This window comes from Solwaraspora sp. WMMA2080, assembly GCF_027497395.1.
Lineage (GTDB): Bacteria > Actinomycetota > Actinomycetes > Mycobacteriales > Micromonosporaceae > Micromonospora_E.
This window is the reverse complement of the sequence record NZ_CP114910.1, coordinates 4,731,671-4,751,238: the sequence shown is the minus strand read 5'-3', so window position 1 is coordinate 4,751,238 and position 19,568 is coordinate 4,731,671. Positions and strand designations below refer to the sequence as shown.

Here is a 19,568-nt window from a genome sequence, read left to right as displayed (position 1 = left end):
GCGCCCCGCCCCACCGGAAAGGAACACCACGCACCATGTCGAAGATCGCTGTGCTCACCAACGACCTGCAGTACGAACTCGTCGAGAAGAACCCGGAGCGGGTGGCCGCGGTCGGTGCCGCCACCGCCCACTTCACCGCGTTCCTCGACGGGATCCGGCAGCGTGGCCACCACGTCTTCCACCTGCAGTTGATCAACGATCCGGACGACCCCAACGCGGAACGCTACGACGGCTACCTGCCCGTACAGCGGGGCACGCGGGGCGCCGAGATCATCGCGGAGTTCCTCGACCCGGCGGACATCGTCGTGGAGAAGAACAAGGACAGCGGTTTCTACGACACCGACCTGCACGAACGACTACAGGCACTCGGCGTGGACACCGTGCTGATCACCGGGATGCAGACCCAGATCTGCGTGCAGACGACGGCAGCCGACGCCTTCTTCCGCGGCTACAACGTCTGGGTGCCCGCCGACTGCGTCGTCTCCGCCCGGCCCGAGGACCGGGACCGGGCCCTGGAGTGGCTGGCCGGCTACTGCGCCACGGTGACCCCGTCGGCCGAGGTCCTCCGGGTACTCGACCAGCACGGTGCCCTCCCCCGCAAGGAGATCAAGACCCCGTGACCTGTCAGGCCGTGCACCCAGGAGGCGCGTTGTGACCCGGAAGACCGACCCGGCCGGGCAGATAGTTTTGGACCACGGCACCGGTGCCCAGCTCAGCCACGAACTGCTGGACCTCATCGTGGAACGACTCGGTGACGTCTACGTCGGGGTGTTGGAGGACAGCGCCGTGCTGTCCGTCGACGATCCTCGGATCGCCATGACCACCGACTCGTTCGTCGTCGATCCGCCGTTCTTCGGCAACGGCGACGTGGGCAAGATCGCCGTCTGCGGGACCGTGAACGACCTGGCGGTGGCCGGCGCGACCCCCCGGTTCCTCACCCTCGGCATGATCCTGGAGACCGGGCTGCCGGTACGCCGCCTGATCCAGGTACTCGACTCGGTCCGGGCCACCGCGGCGGAGGCCGGTGTCCAGATCGTCGCCGGCGACACCAAGGTGGTCCGGGCCGGCGAGGCCGACCAGCTCTACCTGAACACCGCCGGCGTCGGGGTCTTCCACCGCGAACCGCTGCGGATGGCGTCCGTACGCCCGGGCGACGTCGTCGTGCTGAGCGGGCAGATCGGCAGTCACACCGTCCACCTGCTGTCCATCCGGGAAGGACTCGGCTTCGAGGCCCGCGTGCTCAGCGACTGCGCACCACTGAACAACATGATCGAAGGCGTACTCGCCAAGACCGCGCCGGGCGCCGTGCGGTCCATGCGCGACGTCACCCGGGGCGGGCTGGCGGCCGTCCTGCACGAGTACGCGGCCAGCACCGGACGGGTCATCACCGTCGACGAGTCGGCCCTGCCGATCCAGCACGAGACCGCGATGGCCGCCGACATGCTGGGCATCAACCCCATCCACGCGGCGAACGAGGGCTGCGCGGCGCTGTTCGTCGATCCGGCCGCCGTGCCGGACGTGCTGTCCGCGCTGGCCAGCAGCCCGTACGGCACGCACGCCGCGGTCGTCGGGACGGTGACCGACCGGGACGGGCCGGCGGTGACGATGCGCGACCGGGACGGGCGTGAGTCGGTGATCGACCAGCTGCGGGGGGCCGAACTCCCGCGGCTGTGCTGAGGACGCGCCGTGGATCTGAAAGAGGACGCGCCGTGGATCTGAAACAAATCGAACACGAAATGCGAAGGATCCGGGTCACCGGCGTCGTGCAGGGCGTGGGCTACCGCCCCTTCGTCTACAAGCTGGCCCACCGGTACGGCCTGTCCGGGTCGGTGCTCAACGACACCGAGGGCGTGCTGGTCGAGGTGACCGGCCCGGTCGAGGTGCTGGAACGGTTCACCACGGAGCTTCGGACCGCCGCCCCGGCACTCGCCCGGGTCGACGAGGTACGTGTCGACGAGACACGTACGCTCGGCGACCCGCCGGCCGGGCCGGACGGCGACCAGGGGTTCGTGATCGTGGCCAGCCGGTCCGCCGCCACCCGGGCCGCGCTGGTCCCGCCGGACACGCACGTCTGCGCCGACTGCCTCGCCGAGTTGCGCGACCCGGCGGACCGCCGGTACCGGTACCCCTTCATCAACTGCACGAACTGCGGACCCCGCTACTCGATCGTCCAGGATCTGCCGTACGACCGGGCGAAGACCACGATGGCCGGGTTCACCATGTGCCCACCGTGCGCCGCCGAGTACCAGGATCCGTCCGACCGGCGTTACCACGCACAACCGAACGCCTGCCCGGCCTGTGGACCGCAGCTGCTGCTCGCCGGCCCGACCGGCACGACGCTACGGGGCGACGCCGCGTTGCGGCACTGTGTCGACGTGCTCGCCGGCGGCGGGATCGCCGCCATCAAGAGTGTCGGTGGGTTCCACCTAGCGGTGGACGCCACCGACGCCGAAGCGGTCGGTCGGCTCCGTCGCCGCAAACGCCGGGACTCCAAGCCGTTCGCGGTGATGGCCCGCGATCTGGCCACCGCACACCGGCTGGTTCAGCTCTCCCCGGCGGAGGTCGATCTGCTCCGCTCCCCGGCCCGGCCGATCCTGCTGGCCCGCAAACGGGCCGGTGCTCTCGCGGAAGGCGTCGCCCCACGTAACCCCAACCTCGGCATCATGCTGCCCTCGGCCCCCCATCACCACCTGCTGCTCGACGAGGCCGACCTCGGCGTCCTGGTGATGACCAGCGGAAACATCTCCGGATATCCGATCGCCTACCGCAACGAGGACGCGCTGGACCAGCTGTTCGACATCGCCGATGTGGTGCTCTACCACGACCGGGACATCGAGATCCGGGTGGACGACTCGGTGGTTCGGCTGTCGACGCACCCCGACCTGCGCAAGCCGGTACTGACGTTTCTGCGCCGGGCCCGTGGTTACGCCCCGTACCCGGTCGACGTGGGACGCCCGCTGAAGACCGTCGTCGGCTACGGGGCGGAGCTCAAGACAACGGTCGCGTTGAGCAGCGGATCGCGGGTCTACCTGAGCCAGCACATCGGGGACCTGAAGAACGACGAGACCTTCGAGTCACACCAGCGCACCGCGGCCCACCTGGCCAACCTGTACGCCCTGCGGCCGGAGCTGGGCGCGTACGACATGCATCCGCAGTTCCGGTCCTCGGTCCGGGCGGCGGCGGGCGACGGGCCGGAGGCGGCCGCCGTGGAACTCGTGCAGCACCACCACGCCCACATGGCCTCCTGCATGGCGGAGAACCAGTTCACCGGACCGACGCTCGGCGTCGTCTTCGACGGGGCGGGCTTCGGCGAGGACGGCACCGTCTGGGGTGGCGAGTTCCTGCTCGGTGACTACGCGACGGTCCAGCGGGTGGCCCGGCTCCGCCCAGTGCCGCTGATCGGCGGCGACCAGGCGGTCCGCGAGCCCATCCGGACCGGTCTGGCGCTGGCCCTGGACGCCTTCGGGAACCTGGCCGCCGCCACCACGGCGTTCCGCGTACTCGACAAACTGTCGCAACAGCAGCGGCACGTCTACTCCCGGATGATCGCCCGAGGCGTCAACTGCCCGATGTCGTCGGGCATGGGGCGGTTGTTCGACGGGGTCGCCGCGCTGGTCGACGTGTGTCAGCTCGCCGAGTACGAGGCGCAGGGTCCGATCGAATTGGAAGGTCTGCTGGAACGGGACCACATGCAGGAAGCCGGCTACCGGTTCGGCCTCGTCACCGGCGCGGTCACCGAACTGGACCCGCGGCCGGTGGTCCGCCGGATCGCCGACGATCTGGCCGCCGGGGTCGGTCTGCCCCGGATCAGTCGCCGCTTCCACACGGCGGTGGTCAACGCGGTGCGGTGGCAGTGCCGGACGGTTCGCGCGGATACCGGGATCAACCAGATCGTGCTGTCCGGTGGGGTCTACCTGAACGAGTTCCTCCTGGTGAACTGCCTGGTCGCGCTGGAGGCGGAAGGTTTCACGGTGGGCTGTCATCGGCAGGTGCCGGCCAACGACGGTGGCATCGCGCTCGGACAGGTGATGGTCGCCGACGCTCGAGCCAGGACCACGGCCTGAGCGCCGGACCAGCCACGGAAGGAAATTTCGATGACGGACGTCGCGACCAACCACCCGGACGACATCTACGACTACGTACGCAGGCGTGAGTCCAGCGCCCGGACCTACGCCGACGCCGTGGGCCGGGTGCTGGTGCAGGGCAGGCTGACCCGGGTCCACGACGCCGACGGCAACGGCTACCTGGACTGCCTGTCGGCGGCCGGGACCCTGGCGCTCGGACACAACCATCCGGCGGTGCTGGCCCGGGTCCGGCGGTACCTGGACTCCGACCAGTTGCAGCAGGCGCTCGACCTGACCACCCCGGCCAAGCACGAGTTCCTGCGCATGCTCTACCGCCAACTGCCGCCGTCCTTCGCGGCGACCGCCAAGGTGCAGTTCTGCGGGCCGACCGGTGCCGACGCGACCGAGGCGGCGGTCAAGCTGTTCAAATCGGCCACCGGCCGGCGCACCATGCTCGCCTTCCACGGCGGGTACCACGGGATGTCGGCCGGCGCGTTGAGCCTGACCGGCAACCTGCAGGCCAAGCAGCGGGTCGCGGCCCTGATGCCGGAGGTGCACTTCCTGCCGTACCCGTACGACTACCGGTGCCCGTTCGGTCTGGGCGGCGCCGAGGGCGTACGGGCCGGGCTGCGCTACATCGAGAACGTACTCACCGACCCGGAGAGCGGTATCACCAAACCAGCCGCCGTCATCCTCGAAGCGCTGCAGGGCGAAGGTGGTGTGGTGCCCGCAGCCACCGAATGGCTACGCGGACTACGTGCCGTCACCGCCGCCCTCGACATTCCGCTGGTCCTCGACGAGATCCAGATGGGTCTCGGACGGACCGGAACGATGTTCGCCTTCGAGGCCGCCGGCATCGAACCGGACGCGGTGCTGCTGTCCAAGGCCGTCGGCGGCGGCTATCCGCTGTCGCTGGTGGCCTACCACGAGAAGTATGACGGCTGGCTGCCCGGCTCGCACGCCGGCACCTTCCGGGGCAACCAGCTCGCCATGGTCGCCGGTGCCGAGACGATGGCGGTCATCGCCGAAGAGGGCTTGGTCGCGCAGTCCGCGAGCAAAGGGGAGCTGCTGCGCGACCGGCTCGAGGCGATGGCCGTCCAGCGGCCGGAGATCGGCGACGTCCGTGGCCGGGGACTGGCCTGGGGGTTGGAGATCGTCGACCCGGCCGGTCCGGTCGACGCGTTGGGCCGACCGCCGGCGGACGGGCGACGGGCCCGGGAAATTAAGCGGCGCTGCCTGGAGAACGGACTGCTCATCGAGAGCGGCGGCCGGCACGGCGCCGTACTGCGACTGCTGCCCCCGCTGGTCATCAGCGACGACGAAATCGCGGAACTGATCGAGAAGCTCGACAAATCGTTCGACTGAGCGGCAGGATCTCCGCGTTTGTCAGCGAGCAGAGGAGTGCGGCGTGCGAGCAGGTGGCAGTTCGGAACAGTGGCGGGTGGAGTTCGACGCGGACGTCGAGTTCAGCAATGGTGGCGGCCTGCAGGTGCAGGGATTCCGTCTCGACATCGCCGGGAACGACATCGACGACGACGAGATCGCGGAACTGTTCGTCCACCATCTCGGGCTGCTGATGGTCGGCCGGACGACGGTCAAGGGAAAGACCCTGCTCCGGGAACCCCACAAGGGCTCCCGCGGCGTGGACGTCGGCCGGGACGAGGTACGCCGAGTCGTCGACCTGACCGGCCCCGACACCGAGCTGCATCCCCCCACCCGGGACGTGCCGCTCGCCGGTCTGGTCGATCTGCCCGGTGTGCTGGCCCGGCTGACCGGCGGCGGGGCCACCGTGGACCGTGGCGCACTGGCGCCGTACCAGGTCGAGGGCCGCGCCGTCGTGGTGCACGGCGGTCCCCTCGACGGACCGCGGCTGACCGCCGAGGCGGCGGCCGTGCTGGCCGACCGGCACGCCGCGCTGGTCGGCACCGACGCCGCCCCGCTGCCCGGGGCGACGCGGCTGCTCACCCGGCGGGGCGTCCCGGTGGTCACCGGGCTGTCCGGGCTGCACGACCTGCCGCCGACGGGTTTCCGCGTGCACGCCGTGCCCACCGGCACGGCCGTCGGCCCCGGCGGGGTCCAGCCGATCCGGATCTACGGGGTGTGCGATGGCGGATAGCGGCGTGCCGCGCGACCGGCCCGGCACCGGGCTCCCGGCCCGCTGGCCCCGGCGGGAACTGGCGGCCGCGACGGTCGGCTCGGTGGTCGAGTCGTACGACTGGACGGTCTACGGCGTGCTCGCACCGTACTTCGCCGAGCAGCTCTTCCCCGGGTCCTCCCCGACCACCCGGTTGATCGCCGCCTACCTGGGATTCGCGCTGGGTTTCCTGGTCAGACCGTTGGGCAGCATCGTCATCGGCTGGTTCGCCGATACCCGTGGCCGCCGGTTCGGCCTCACGCTGAGTGTGACGCTGGTGGCGGTCGGCTCCGCGGTGATCGCCGTGGCGCCGACCTACGCACAGGTCGGCGTCGCCGCGACCCTGCTCGTCGTGCTGGCCCGGCTGGTGCAGGGGCTGTCCGTCGGAGGCGAGAATCCGAGCGCCGCGGCATACGTCACCGAGACCGCACCGGGTCGACGACGGTTCCTGTTCAGCGCGGTGTCCTACGGCGGCATCGTGATCGGCAGCGCGCTGTCCCTGGCGGTGCTGGCGGTCCTGCTCCGGCTGTACGGCTCCGACGGGGTCACCGCCGGAGCCTGGCGGATCGCCTTCGCCCTGGGCGCCCTGCTCGGGTTGATCGCCCTGTGGATCCGGCTCGGTGTCGCCGAGACCGGGGTCTTCGTCGCCGCGACCGCAGACGCCGCCGCCGGGGCCCGACCGGGCCGCCTGCGGCTGCTGCGTGCCCACCGCCGCGAGATCGCCGTCGTCTTCCTGGTCACCGCCGGCGCCACGGTGGTGTTCTACTTCTGCACGGTCTATCTGCCGGTGTACGCCGACGAGGCCGCCGGCGTGCCTCGCGAACAGACCGCGACAGCGTTGCTGATCGGCATGGTCGGACTGCTGGGCGCGATGGTGGTCGCCGGGGCTCTCGCCGACCGGTACGGCGGGCTGCCCGTACTGCGGATCGGCTTCGCCGGGCTGGGGCTGCTGAGCGTGCCGTTGCTCGCCGGTCTGGTGACCGGTCAGGTGCCGGTCCTGGTGGTCGCCCTGGTACTGCTGGCGTTACTCGGTCTGCCGCTGGCGGTGAACAACGTGTTCGTCGGCGAACTGTTCCCGCCGGCGATCCGGACCCTGGCGATCGGGCTGCCGGCGGCCGCCGCGATCAGTCTCTTCGGCGGCACCTTTCCGATGCTCGCCGAATTGTTGCGGGACAACGGCCGGGTCGGCTGGGTGCCGTGGCTGGTGGCCCTGATGGCCACCGGTGCGCTGCTCGCCTCGTGGGGGGTCCGGGAGCGCGGGTTGCCCGGTGACCGCCCGCACCAGCAGCCCTCGTTGGCGCGATCCGGCTGACCCGCCCACCACATTCGCCCGTCCATGAGGAAGGACATCATGTCTGAGCTGTTCGAGTCCCTCGCCCCACTACTGCCCGAGCTCGAGGACACCTACCGCACCCTACACGCCCGTCCCGAGCTGGCCTTCCAGGAGGAGAACACGGCGTCGATCGTCGCGGGCCAACTGACCCGGCTGGGCTGGGAGGTCACCACCGGGATCGGACGCACCGGCGTGGTCGGGGTGCTGCGCAACGGCGACGGCCCGGTCGTGATGTTGCGGGCCGACATGGACGCGCTGCCGGTCCGGGAGCAGACCGGTTTGTCGTACGCGAGCACGGCGACCGCGGTCGACGACAGCGGCGGCACCGTCGCGGTGATGCACGCCTGCGGACACGACCTGCACGTCACCTGCCTGCTGGGTGCCTGCGCGGTCCTGGCCGCCGAGCGGGACTGGCGGGGCACGGTGATCGCCCTGTTCCAGCCCGGCGAGGAGAGCGGGTACGGCGCCCGGGCGGTGGTCGACGACGGCCTGTTCGACCGGTTCGACAAGCCGGACGTCATTCTCGGACAGCATGTCGGGCCGGGTCCCGCCGGTCTCGTCGCGACCTGCCCCGGCACCGTCATGGGTGCCACCGACAGCATCCGGATCCGGTTGTTCGGCCGTGGCGGCCACGGATCGAAGCCGGAGTCGAGTGTCGATCCGGTGGTGATGGCGGCTTCGCTGGTGATGCGGTTGCAGACGGTCGTCTCCCGGTCGATCGCCGCGAACGAACCGGTGGTGGTGACGGTCGGTGCGCTGCACGCCGGTACCACCGCGGCGGTCATCCCCGACGAGGCGGAACTGTCGATCAACGTACGGACGCCCAGCGTCGGCGTCCGCGACCAGGTGTTCACCCTCATCGAGCGGCTGGCACGGGCGGAGGCGGACGCCGCCGGCGCCCCACGGCAGCCGGAGATCACCTCGGTCTACCATCTGCCGCCGACCGTCAACGATCCGGCCGCGACCGCCCGGGTCGCCACCGCCCACCGGGCATTCTTCGGTGATCACCGGGTCCTTCCGATCACCACGACCACCGCCAGCGAGGACTTCGGCATCCTCGGCGCGGCCGCCGACGTGCCGTACGTGTACTGGTTCTTCGGCGGTATCGAGCCGCAGCGCTACCAGGCCGCCGCGGCGGCGGGGCGGATCGACGAGGACATCCCGCAGAACCACGCGGCCACCTTCGCCCCGGTGCTGCAGCCCAGTCTCACGATCGGGGTGCAGGCACTGGTCACCGCCGCGCTCGCCTGGCTGACACCGGCCCTGGTCGGGGCCGTCGGTGACGGGACGGCCGGTCGTGCCCAGCCGTGAGCCACCGGCCCGGCCGGGCCGGCACGTCGTGATCCTGCACCGCTGGCGGGGCCAGCACGCCCGGTACGCCGACTACCTGGACCACACGACGAACAAGGTCAGCTACGTGGTCGCCCCCCACGCGGTGTCGTCGGTGCCCACCGGGGCAGCGGAGGTGGTCGTGGTGCCGGCGACCGACGATCCGGCGGCGGTACGCGAGGCGGTGGCCGGCCTCACCGCCCGCCACGGCGTACCGGACCGGCTGGTCGCCCTCAACGAGGGTGACCTGGATTCCGCCGCGCTGCTGCGCGCCGAGTTCGACCTGCCCGGCGACCGACCGGAGCAGCTCGTCGGCTACCGGGACAAGCTGCTGATGGGGCAGCGGATGCAGCGGACGGGGATTCCGGTCCCGCCGTTCGCGGACGCTCCCGACCTGGCCGCGGTGCGCGCGTTCGCCGATCGGCACGGTTGGCCGGTGGTGGTCAAGCCACGTTTCGGCACGGCGAGTCGAGGGGTGCAACGCCTGGACGGGCCGGCGGCGTTGACCACACCGACCCCGATCGGCGAGGAACCCTATTTGGTGCAGCGGTTCGTCGCCGACCAGATCCTGCACATCGACGGGCTCTGGCAGGGCGACCGGCTCGGGGTCTGGCGGGCCTCCCGTTACCTGAACACCTGCGCGGCGTTCACCACCGGCGCCTATCTGGGGTCGGTCGAGATCGACGACCACCGGTTGCTGGCGGAGATCGAGCGGTTCACCACCGAGGTGTGTGCCGGGTTCTCCGACCGGCCGTGGGTGTTCCACCTCGAAGCGTTCGTCGCGACCAGGCCAGGTGGTCAGGTGACGCTGAGCTTCCTCGAGGCGGGTGCCCGGGTCGGTGGGGCCGAGATCCCCTTCGTGTGGCGCGAGGTGCACGGTGTCGATCTGATGGCCGCGGCGATGGACGTCCAGCTTGGTCGGGTGCCGGCGGTGCCGGTATCCGACCGCGGTGAGGTCGGCGGCTACCTGCTGCTGCCCACGCCGGTGCCGGCTCCGTGCCGGGTGACGGTCGCCGGATGGCAGGACGACCTGCCGGACGGTGCCCGGCCGTACGCCGAGGTGGTGCCCGGACCGGGCACCGTCATTCCGCGGATCGGCGGGTACGAGCACGTGGGCGCACGGTTCCGGTTCCGGGGCCCGTCCACCGGGGACGTCGAATCGGCGATCCGGACCGCTGCCACCGCGTACCAGCTCGCCTGCGTCGCCGTGGGCGACTGAGCGACCCCCGGATCCGAAGATCCGCAATCGAGCAGGAGGAACAGACACCGTGACGATTGACTCCCCGCGGCTGATCCTGGTTGGCAGCCGTCTCGCGGCGTACCGCGAGTACGCGCTCGCCTCGTTGGCCACGGCGTACGAGGTGGTGCTGATCGCCCCCGAGGCGCCCACCTGGCAGGCGAAGTACGTCAAGACGCACCGGATCGCGGACACCACGGACCGGGCCAAGCTGTTTCCGTCGGTCGCCGACCTGCGTGGCGAGGTGTCCGAGGCGGCGATCGTCACCTGGGACGAGTGGTCCCTGGTCCCGGTCGCGGAGGCGGCCAGTCGGCTGGGGATGCGACACATGTCGCCGACGGCTGCCCGCCGCTGCCGGGACAAGTACGCGGTCCGTGAGGCGATGTCCGCCGCCGGGCTGAGCGCGGTCCGGTACGGTCTCGCGCGCGACGCGGACGAGGCCCACGCGGTGGCCGAGTCGATCGGGTACCCGGTCGTGGTCAAGCCGCGGTCGTTGGGTGGCAGTTTCGGAGTGACGGTGGTGTCCGGCGCCGCCGGGCTGGCCACCGCGTACCAGCTGGCCACCACTAGCCGGCTGCCGGGTGTGCCCGGCGGTGACGGGGTGCTGGTCGAGGAGTACCTCAACGGCCCGGAGATCAGCGTGGAGAGCGTGGTCGTCGACGGCGACGCCCGGCCGGTGCTGGTGGCCCGGAAACGACTGGGTGCCCCGCCGTACTTCGAGGAGCTGGGTCATCTGGTGGACCGGTGGCGGGACGAACCGTGGGCGGCGGAGGTGGTGGAGCTGGTCCGGGCCGCACACCGGGCGGTCGGTGTCGACTGGGGGGTGACCCACACCGAGATCCGGCTGACCACACGCGGCGCCCGCCTGATCGAACTCAACGGCCGGCTCGCCGGCGACCTGATCCCCTACCTGGGGCAGCTGGCCTGTGGAGTGGATCTGGTCAGCGCTGCGGCGGAGATCGCCTTCGAGCGGATCCCGTCGCTGGTGACCACCGCCGACCGGGTGGCGGAGATCCGCTTCCTGCCGCCGGCACACGCCGGCACGGTCGAGCGGATCGAACTGCCCGACCCTCGGCGGATTCCGGACCTGGTCGCCGCGGTGGCGCTGGCCTCGCCCGGCGACCGGCTCGAACCGCCGCCGCGCACGCTGACCCCACGCACCGCCGCGTTCGTCGCCGTCGCCGACGACGAGTCGGCCTGTCGGCGGGCGTTGGACCACGCCGAGGCGGCGACCACCGTACGGCTGACCGCCGCGCTGGAGACCCGGCTCGGCGCGCACTGGGAGAACTCGGTCACCCGCCGGTTCCTCGACCACGAACGCGGCGAGGACCGGATGACCGTCGCGGGCGTACGCGGCGACGAGTGGTTCAGGTACGGCGCCGGCGGCGGCGAAGGGTTGAACCGTCCGGTGTTCCTCACCGCCGGCGAGGTACGCACGTTGGAGCGGGATCTGGCCGGTTTGTTCGAACTGGTGGCCGGACTACCCGACCGGTTGTTCGACGGCGACCTGCGGGAGTTCGCCCGGGCGGTCGGGATGTCCGAGGTGCAGACCCGACTGGTGCTGCGCGGTGCCGGGCCCCGACTGGCGCCACTGGCCCGCGCCGATCTCTACCGGCAGAGTGACGGCTTCCGACTGATGGAGCTCAACACCGGCAGCTCGCTGGGCGGCTGGCAGATGGGCATCTTCGGACGGGCGCTGGCGGCCGACGAACAGTTCGCCCGGTTCGTCGAGGCGGAAGGGTTGACGTTCCCGGACCCGCTGGCCGAGATCGTCCGGGTGCTGCGCGCGCAGGCCCCGCACCTGGACCGGATCGAACGGCCGTTGCTGGCGATCACCGACTGGCCGGAGGGCTTCGAGAAGACGAAGTGCTGGATGGACTTCGTCGTGCCGGGATTCGTCGAGCTCGGCTTCGACGCCGTGGTCTGTCATCTGGACCAGTTCCGGTACGCCGACGGCATGGTGCTGTTCGACGACCGCCGGGTGGACGTGGTGTACCGCATGTTCCTGCCGGGCGAGATGCCGGCCGAGCAGCGCACCTACGACCGGGTGGAGCCGCTGCTCGACGCCGCCGAACGGGGCACCGTCCAGCTGTTCGCCGCGCTGGACAGCGAACTGTACGGCAACAAGGGCAGCCTCGCGCTGCTCAGCGACGAGCGCAACCGCGACCGGTTCACCGCCGAGGAACTGGCCCTGGTCGACCGGCTCCTGCCGTGGACCAGGTTCGTCCGTGACGAGAAGGTCACCTGGCAGGACCAGACCGTCGATCTGGTGCCGCACATGCTGGCGAACAGGGACCACCTGGTGCTCAAGCCCACGTTGCTCTACGGGGGCGTGGGTGTCACACCGGGCTGGACGGTCTCCCAGGACGAGTGGGAGCGGCGGGTACGGGCGGCGGTCGACGAACCGTACGTGGTGCAGGACCGGGTCCTGCCGGTCACCGAGCGGTTCCGCGCCGACGACGGGGACGGGTTCCAGCTGATGGCGGTCGCCTACGGGGTGATGCTGATCGGTTCCCGGTACGCGGGCACGCTCGCCCGCGCGGTGCCCGACCCGGCGGTCGGCATCGTCAGCATGATCAACGGAGCACAGATCGGCTGCGTCTTCCACGCGGTGGACCGGTCGGCGGGCGACGCGGCGTGAACGGCCGGTCCGGCACCGGGCTGTGGCACGACCGGCAGTTCCTCAGGTTCTGGGCGGGTGAGGCCACGTCGCAGGTCGGTGCACAGGTGACCCAGCTGGCGCTGCCGCTGACCGCGGTACTCGCGCTGCAGGCCAGCGCCTCCGAGGTAGGTCTGCTCAACGCCGCGTCGTATGCGCCGTTCCTCCTCGTCACCCTGCTGGTCGGGGTCTGGGTGGACCGGGTCCGACGGAAGCCGTTGATGATCTACGCGAACGTCGGCCGGGCCGCCCTGGTGACCCTGGTGCCGGTGCTCGCGGCCCTCGGCCAGCTGCGGATCGAGTTCCTCTACGCCATCGCGGTGCTGGTGGGCACGCTCACAGTGGTCTTCGACGTGGCGTACCAGTCCTACCTGCCGACGCTGGTGCGCCGGGAGCACCTGGTGGAGGGCAACAGCAAGCTGCAGGGCACCAGCTCGTTGGCGCAGATCGGTGGCCCGGGCCTTTCCGGGCTACTGGTCCAGGTGGCCACCGCACCGGTCGCATTGCTGATCAACGGCATGTCCTACCTGGTCTCGGTGGCGACCCTGGTCGCCGTCCGGCGCCCCGAGCCGCCCCCGCGACGGCACCACGCACCGGTGCCGTTGCGGCGCAGCGTCGCCGAGGGGATCCAGCTGATCCTCCGCTCGCCGATTCTGCGGGCGTGCGCTCTGCAGTCCGGCCTGTACAACCTGTTCCTGATGTCGTTGCAGACGCTCTTCGTGCTGTACGCGGCCCGGGTGCTGGGCTTCGGCGCGGGCGGTATCGGAGCGCTGCTGAGCGTGGGAGCGGTCGGCTCGTTGCTCGGTTCGCTGGTGGCCCGACGGCTGACCGCGACGGTCGGGCTGGGGCGGAGCATCCTCACCTCGACCGTCCTGTGCTGTGTGGCGCCGATGCTCATTCCGCTCGCGCCGGGCGCGACACCGCTGGGGATCACGATGATCGTCGGTGGGTTCGCGATCGCCGGAGCCGGCGCCACCATGGCCAACATCCAGATCATCAGTCTCCGGCAGGCGATCACCGCCGAACGGTTGCTCGGCCGGATGAACGCCGGCTACCGCCTGATCTCCTGGGGCACTCTGCCGGTCGGCGGCGCGTTGGGTGGCTGGCTCGGCGATCTGATCGGACTGCGCCCCGCGTTGTATCTCACCGCGATCGGTTTCCTCTCGGCGGTGGTGGTGATCGCCACGTCACCGGTCCGACGGCTGGTCGACTTTCCGGCACGCGACCGGCCGACGTCCGAGTTCGCCACCGTCGACTGACCGTTCGCCGTCCCCACCCGACCGAGGTAGCCGTTGTGGACATCGACGAAGCACCAGCGAAGCCGGCGACCGTCCGAGGTCCGTCGCCACGCCGGCTGGCCGAGACGCGGCTGCGGACCGAACTGGCCGCCCACCGGGCGACCGCGTGGCGCCGGCTGCTGACGGACCGGACCGCGGTGCCCGCCTCGACCCGTACCCGGCTCGACATGACCTTCCGGTTGCGCGGCCCGGAACGGTTCGTCGCGGCGCTCGGTCAGGCGATGACCGTCGCGGACCTGCCGGACGGCCCGGACGGCGCGTTCACCCTCGGTCTACGGGTGGACGACCGCCGGCTGGCGGTCGTCTACGAGTTTCCCGGACCGGAGGTGGTTCCCGGCGGCGTCGGCCACGGCCGCGTCGGGGCGCACGGACCGGTCGGGGCCCGGTCACGGCCGACGGACGCACGCCGGCGGGCGTACCAGGATCTGGTGGCCCTGCTGACGCTGCGTGCGGTGGCCGACGCGTTCGACGCGACCCCGGGATATCTGGTCGACAGTGTCGCGTTCACCGGGTACGGACCACCGGTCGACGGCGTGCCGGGGGGCGATCCGCCGCTGCTGGTCGACGCGCTCGTCGGTCGGGACGCCTTCGCACGAATACCGCTCGACGATCCCGACCTCGACCCGGTGAGCTGTCTACCCGGCCCTGACCCGGTGAACCGGCCGCCCGGCCCCGTCACCGCGCCCGACGTCTGGTCGGGCCGCCGCTTCGCCCACTGCGGTGGGGCGTGCTGGCGGGATCCGGCCCTCGCGCCGGACCTGCTGGTCCTGCGCCCTGCCGAGTTCGGGCGACTGCTGCGCAGGTTGTTCGAGGTGACCGGGATGACCGACTGGATGCGGTTGTCGGCCTCCGACGACGAACTGCTCGCCGCCGCGATCGATCCCGATGCGGCCACCGGCGGGGTGTGCATCCTGCTGGCGGTACGGGGTCCGGTCCGGCCGGCGGCGATGGAGACGCTGTCCCGGACGCTCGACAAGTGGGTGCCGGCGCGTGGACTCATGATCAGCACCGGGCGGGTCGATCGGGCTGGGCTGCCAACCGACGACCGCATCCGGATCATCGACGGGGCCGCGCTGCGTGACCTCATCCGCCGCGAACTACGACTGGACCTGCTCAGCGGCGGTCACGACACCGGCCACCTGATCCTCGAGACCGACCGGACGGCACCGACGACCGGTCACGGAGCGGGTACCGGCGGACGAACCGGGAGCCGCCCACGGTGAGCCGGAAGAGACCCAGGTGCCGGTGCCGGTCGGCAGGTAGGCCAGACTTGGCGGCATGGCGGCTCCAGGTTTCCCGTACCAGGATCTGAAGGACTTCGTCGCGGCGCTGGAGACGGCCGGTGAGCTGCGGCGGGTCGACGTACCGGTGGATCCGACGCTGGAGATCAGCGAGGTGGTCACCCGGACCGTACGCGCCGGCGGGCCGGCGCTGCTGTTCGAGCGGCCCACCCGGGGCGAGATGCCGGTGGCGATCAGCCTGTTCGGCACCGAGCAGCGCACCGCGATGGCGCTCGGCGTGGACCGGCTCGACGAGATCGGCGACCGGATCGGGGCGATGATCAAGCCCGATCTGCCGGTCGGCTGGTCCGGCATCCGCGACGGGCTGGGCAAGGTCATGCAGCTCACCTCGCTGCCGCCGCGCAAGGTGAAGACCGCGCCCTGCCAGGAGGTCGTCTACACCGGTGCGGACGTCGACCTCAACCGGCTGCCCGGGCTGCAGGTCTGGCCCGGCGACGGCGGGATCTTCCACAACTACGGGCTGACCCACACCAAGCACCCGGAGACCGGCAAGCGCAACCTGGGCCTGTACCGGCTGCAGCAGCACTCGCCCACCACGCTCGGGATGCACTGGCAGATCCACAAGGACTCCACCGCCCACCACGCGGTCGCCGAGCGGCGCGGCGAGCGGCTTCCGGTCGCGGTGGCGATCGGCTGCGACCCGGTGGTCAGCTACTCGGCGTCGGCACCACTGCCCGGCGATATCGACGAATACCTGTTCGCCGGGTTCCTGCGCGGCCAGCGGGTCGAGATGGTCGACTGCAAGACCGTACCGTTGCAGGTGCCGGCGCACGCCCAGATCGTGCTGGAGGGCTACCTGGAACCGGGCGAGCGGCTGCCCGAGGGCCCGTTCGGCGACCACACCGGCTTCTACACCCCGGTCGAACCGTTCCCGGTGCTGCACATCGAGTGCATGACCATGCAGCGCGACCCGGTCTACCACTCGATCATCACCTCGAAGCCGCCCCAGGAGGACCACGGGCTCGGCAAGGCCACCGAACGGATCTTCCTGCCGCTGCTGCGGATGCTGATCCCGGACATCGTCGACTACGACCTGCCGGCGGCCGGGGTGTTCCACAACTGCGTGATCGTGTCGATCCGCAAGCGCTACCCCAAGCACGCCCAGAAGATCATGTCGGCGATCTGGGGTGCCCACCTGCTGTCGCTGTCGAAGCTGATCGTCGTGGTCGACGACGACTGCGACGTGCACGACTACCACGAGGTGGCGTTCCGCGCCTTCGGCAACGTCGACTACGCCCGCGACCTGCTGCTCACCGAAGGCCCGGTGGACCACCTCGACCACTCGTCGTACCAGCAGTTCTGGGGCGGCAAGGCCGGCGTCGACGCCACCCGCAAGCTGCCCACCGAGGGCTACACCCGGGGCTGGCCGCAGGAGATGATTATGTCTCCGGAGATCGTCTCGCTGGTGGACAAGCGATGGCGGGAGTACGGGATCTCGTGAGCGCCGCAGCCACCGCCGGACCGGCCGGCGCGCCCGCCGCCCCGGTCGGCAAGATCCGAGCCTTCCTACGGCTCGTCGCGATCGAACACTCGGTCTTCGCGCTGCCGTTCGCGTACCTGTCCGCGCTGACCGTGATGGCCCGCCTCGACGGCGGCGTCCGCTGGCTCGACCTGCTGCTGATCACCGTGGCGATGGTCGGTGCCCGGACGTTCGCCATGGCCGCGAACCGGATCATCGACCGGCACATCGACGCGCGCAATCCGCGTACCGCCGGTCGGGAACTGGTGACCGGGGCGGTCAGCGTCCGGACGGCCTGGACCGGCGCGGTGGTCGCTCTGGTGGTCTTCCTCGGCGCCGCCGCTGCGCTGAACCCGCTCTGCCTCGCGCTCGCCCCGCTGGCGGCGGTCCCGCTGGTGGTCTACCCGTACGCCAAGCGGTTCACCGACTGGCCGCACGCGGTGCTCGGACTGGCCCAGCTGATCGGCCCGGTCGGTGCCTGGCTGGCGGTCACCGGCACCTTCGACGGCGCCGGGCCGGCGATCCTGCTCGGCGCGGCGGTCGGGCTCTGGATCGGCGGCTTCGACCTGATCTACGCCTGCCAGGACGCCGAGATCGACCGTGAGATCGGGGTACGCAGCGTACCCGCCCGGTACGGTCGACGCTTCGCGCTGCATGCCTCGACGGTGGCGCACCTGGTGACGTTCGCCCTGTTCGGGTGGTTCGGCGTGCTGGTCGGCTTCGGCTGGCCGTGGTGGATCGGGCTGGTGTTGACCGCGGTGGCGTTCGGCTACCAGCATCTGGTGGTGACGCCGACCGACCTGTCCCGGGTCAACCGGGCGTTCTTCACCGCCAACGGCTTCGTCGGCATCGCGTTGTTCGCGTTCGCCCTCGTCGACCTGGTGGTACGGCTCGGCCTGCGTTGACCGTTGACCGTTGACCACCCCGGCCGGGCCGGGCCGGGTCAGCGCCGCTGCTGGTAGCGGGCGCTCTCGAACGACCAGTCGATGGTGCCGCGCACGGCGTACCCGACCCCGACCAGCAGGCCGTGGGCCGCCCGGTCGTGATCCGGCCCGAACGACGGCACCTCGGCTTGGCGTGCGCCGAACGCCGCCATCTCGGCCCGCCACCGGTGCGCGACGATGACCAGCGCGTCGCCGATCGGCACCCGCCGCGTCTCGGCGACCGCCACCACCAGGTTGTGACCGCCGGCGGTGGTCAGGTCGCGGGACAGTGAGAAGAGATCGTTGTACCAGGAGAGCAGGTCGTTGCCGGCGACTCGGACGTCGCGCACCCGGGGGTGGTGGAAGACGGCGTCCGGCACCGGGTCGCCGGTCGCGTACTCGATCAAGGTGTACGCCACGTGCGCCGCCGAGGTGGCCCGGCGCAACTCGACGTACTCGTCCGGGCCGGGCCGGTAGCCGGCCGCCTTGTTCGCCGCCTCGCGTACCGCTCCGTCGAGGTGCTCCGCCACCGCCTCGACGAACCGTCGGTGCCACCACTCGGGCATCGACTGGCGTACGGCCTGCCACGGACCGGCGAGCATCCGGCGCAGCGGCCCGGCCAAGACCGGGTCACTGCCCGGTGCCGGATCACTGCACAGCACCGCCAGCACCCCGTCGGCCAGTCGGCGCAACCTCCCCTCCTGCGGATCCGCGACCCCGTCGAACTCGTCGTCGAGCAGGAAGAACCAGGCGAACATGGCGGCCAACACACGCAGCCGGCCGATCGGCGCACCCGGATAGAGCCGGGCGGCGTACCGGCCGATCCTGGCCCCGGCGAGCCGACGGTGGGTCGCGGTGCCCGGTGGCAGGCCGCACCGCTGCAGCCAACCGGGCAGCCAGGCGTCGGCCTGCGCCGCGTACGGGGACAGCACGGCGGGCAGCGGGCAGCCGGCGCGCAGCGCAACGAGCAGTTCGCCGAGCAGTTCGGCGGCCGGCCCGTCGAGGCCGGTACGGCTGTACGGGACGTCGGGGCGGGGCGGCGGCGGGGTGGATTTGCGGGAGTCCATGGGCTGCCTGCGAAGTTGCTGCCAATGTGTCCGTGAGGCGGGTCGTCTTACCCTATGGGGTGACCGGGCACGGTGACAGCCCGCGACCAGCCACGCGAGCAGGGATCTTATGAGAAGACCATGGGTGATCGGCGTCTCCGGGGCGTCTGGTACGCCGTATCCGGCTGCGGTGCTCCGCGCGCTGCTCGACGCCGGCCATCCGGTCGACCTGGTGGTGTCCCGCGCGGCCCGACTCACCCTGCTCGACGAGACCGGCGCGCCACTGCGGGACAGTCACTGGCGGGCCGACCTGGCCCGCTGGCTCGGCCGTGGGCTGGACGACGCGGACGTACGGTTCTGGCCGGCGGGTGATCTCGCCGCCGGGCCAAGCAGTGGCTCGTACCAGGTACGCGGGATGGTGGTCGTACCGGCCAGCACGGCCGCCTGTGCCGGCATCGCCATCGGGCTGTCGAAGGACCTGCTGCAGCGGGCCGCCGAGGTGAACCTCAAGGAACGCCGGCCGGTCGTGCTGGTCCCCCGGGAGACCCCGGTGACCCGCAGTCACCTGGAGCATCTGCTCGCCCTGCACGACGCGGGGGCGGTGGTGCTGCCGGCCAGTCCCGGCTTCTACGGTGCGGGTGCCGGGGCCACCGCCGCCCAGTTGGTCGACTTCGTTGCCGGGAAGGTGCTGGACGCGCTCGGCGTACCGCACGATCTGTTCCGGCGGTGGTCCGGCGAGTTGGGCGCGGACCGGGCGTGACCACCTGCTCGGTACGGCCCGGCGG

General features: G+C 71.2%; 15 protein-coding genes. 14 read left to right on the top strand and 1 reads right to left on the bottom strand.

What is annotated here, in order from left to right:
- Positions 1-35: 35 nt before the first annotated feature.
- Genes O7543_RS21590 through mqnP form a run of 13 tightly spaced genes read left to right on the top strand, consistent with a single transcriptional unit; the run spans position 36 to position 17,719 of the window.
- On the top strand, positions 36-620 hold the full coding sequence (locus tag O7543_RS21590; protein ID WP_281552173.1) for an isochorismatase family cysteine hydrolase: 585 nt from the start codon (positions 36-38) through the stop codon (positions 618-620).
- A gap of 31 nt (positions 621-651) precedes the next feature.
- On the top strand, positions 652-1,677 hold the full coding sequence (gene hypE, locus O7543_RS21585) for a hydrogenase expression/formation protein HypE (protein ID WP_281552174.1): 1,026 nt from the start codon (positions 652-654) through the stop codon (positions 1,675-1,677).
- A gap of 32 nt (positions 1,678-1,709) precedes the next feature.
- Positions 1,710-4,064 carry a carbamoyltransferase HypF gene (hypF, locus tag O7543_RS21580; protein WP_281552175.1) on the top strand — a complete coding sequence of 785 codons (2,355 nt, stop codon included), beginning with the start codon at positions 1,710-1,712 and terminating at the stop codon, positions 4,062-4,064.
- Between the two features lie 24 nt (positions 4,065-4,088).
- Complete coding sequence (locus O7543_RS21575; protein ID WP_348650142.1) at positions 4,089-5,429, top strand: diaminobutyrate--2-oxoglutarate transaminase family protein; 1,341 nt, start codon at positions 4,089-4,091, stop codon at positions 5,427-5,429.
- A gap of 43 nt (positions 5,430-5,472) precedes the next feature.
- Entirely contained in the window at positions 5,473-6,180 is a 708-nt protein-coding gene (locus O7543_RS21570) for a hypothetical protein (protein ID WP_281552177.1), read from the top strand.
- Entirely contained in the window at positions 6,170-7,510 is a 1,341-nt protein-coding gene (locus O7543_RS21565; protein WP_281552178.1) for an MFS transporter, read from the top strand. The genes O7543_RS21570 and O7543_RS21565 overlap by 11 nt, the downstream gene beginning before the upstream one ends.
- A 39-nt stretch (positions 7,511-7,549) precedes the next feature.
- On the top strand, positions 7,550-8,842 hold the full coding sequence (locus tag O7543_RS21560) for an amidohydrolase (RefSeq protein WP_281552179.1): 1,293 nt from the start codon (positions 7,550-7,552) through the stop codon (positions 8,840-8,842).
- The gene (locus O7543_RS21555; protein ID WP_281552180.1) at positions 8,829-10,079 is read left to right on the top strand and encodes a biotin carboxylase; all 1,251 of its coding nucleotides are present in this window, start codon (positions 8,829-8,831) and stop codon (positions 10,077-10,079) included. The genes O7543_RS21560 and O7543_RS21555 overlap by 14 nt, the downstream gene beginning before the upstream one ends.
- Before the next feature lie 49 nt (positions 10,080-10,128).
- Entirely contained in the window at positions 10,129-12,738 is a 2,610-nt protein-coding gene (locus O7543_RS21550; RefSeq protein ID WP_281552181.1) for an ATP-grasp domain-containing protein, read from the top strand.
- The gene (locus O7543_RS21545) at positions 12,735-14,015 is read left to right on the top strand and encodes an MFS transporter (RefSeq protein ID WP_281552182.1); all 1,281 of its coding nucleotides are present in this window, start codon (positions 12,735-12,737) and stop codon (positions 14,013-14,015) included. Before O7543_RS21550 ends, O7543_RS21545 begins: the two co-directional genes overlap by 4 nt.
- A gap of 35 nt (positions 14,016-14,050) precedes the next feature.
- Positions 14,051-15,277, top strand: coding sequence for a hypothetical protein (locus O7543_RS21540; RefSeq protein WP_281552183.1), 1,227 nt, complete (start codon positions 14,051-14,053; stop codon positions 15,275-15,277).
- 55 nt (positions 15,278-15,332) lie between these two features.
- Positions 15,333-16,796: a menaquinone biosynthesis decarboxylase gene (locus tag O7543_RS21535; protein WP_281552184.1), complete on the top strand. Its 1,464-nt coding sequence runs from the start codon at positions 15,333-15,335 to the stop codon at positions 16,794-16,796.
- The gene (gene mqnP / locus O7543_RS21530; protein ID WP_281552185.1) at positions 16,772-17,719 is read left to right on the top strand and encodes a menaquinone biosynthesis prenyltransferase MqnP; all 948 of its coding nucleotides are present in this window, start codon (positions 16,772-16,774) and stop codon (positions 17,717-17,719) included. Before O7543_RS21535 ends, mqnP begins: the two co-directional genes overlap by 25 nt.
- Positions 17,720-17,757: 38 nt before the next feature.
- Here the strand turns inward: mqnP and O7543_RS21525 are convergent, their stop codons facing one another.
- Complete coding sequence (locus O7543_RS21525; RefSeq protein ID WP_281552186.1) at positions 17,758-18,804, bottom strand: terpene synthase family protein; 1,047 nt, start codon at positions 18,802-18,804, stop codon at positions 17,758-17,760.
- A gap of 109 nt (positions 18,805-18,913) precedes the next feature.
- Here O7543_RS21525 and O7543_RS21520 point away from each other — a divergent pair, with 109 nt between their 5' ends.
- Positions 18,914-19,543: a UbiX family flavin prenyltransferase gene (locus O7543_RS21520; RefSeq protein ID WP_281552187.1), complete on the top strand. Its 630-nt coding sequence runs from the start codon at positions 18,914-18,916 to the stop codon at positions 19,541-19,543.
- Positions 19,544-19,568: the final 25 nt, after the last annotated feature.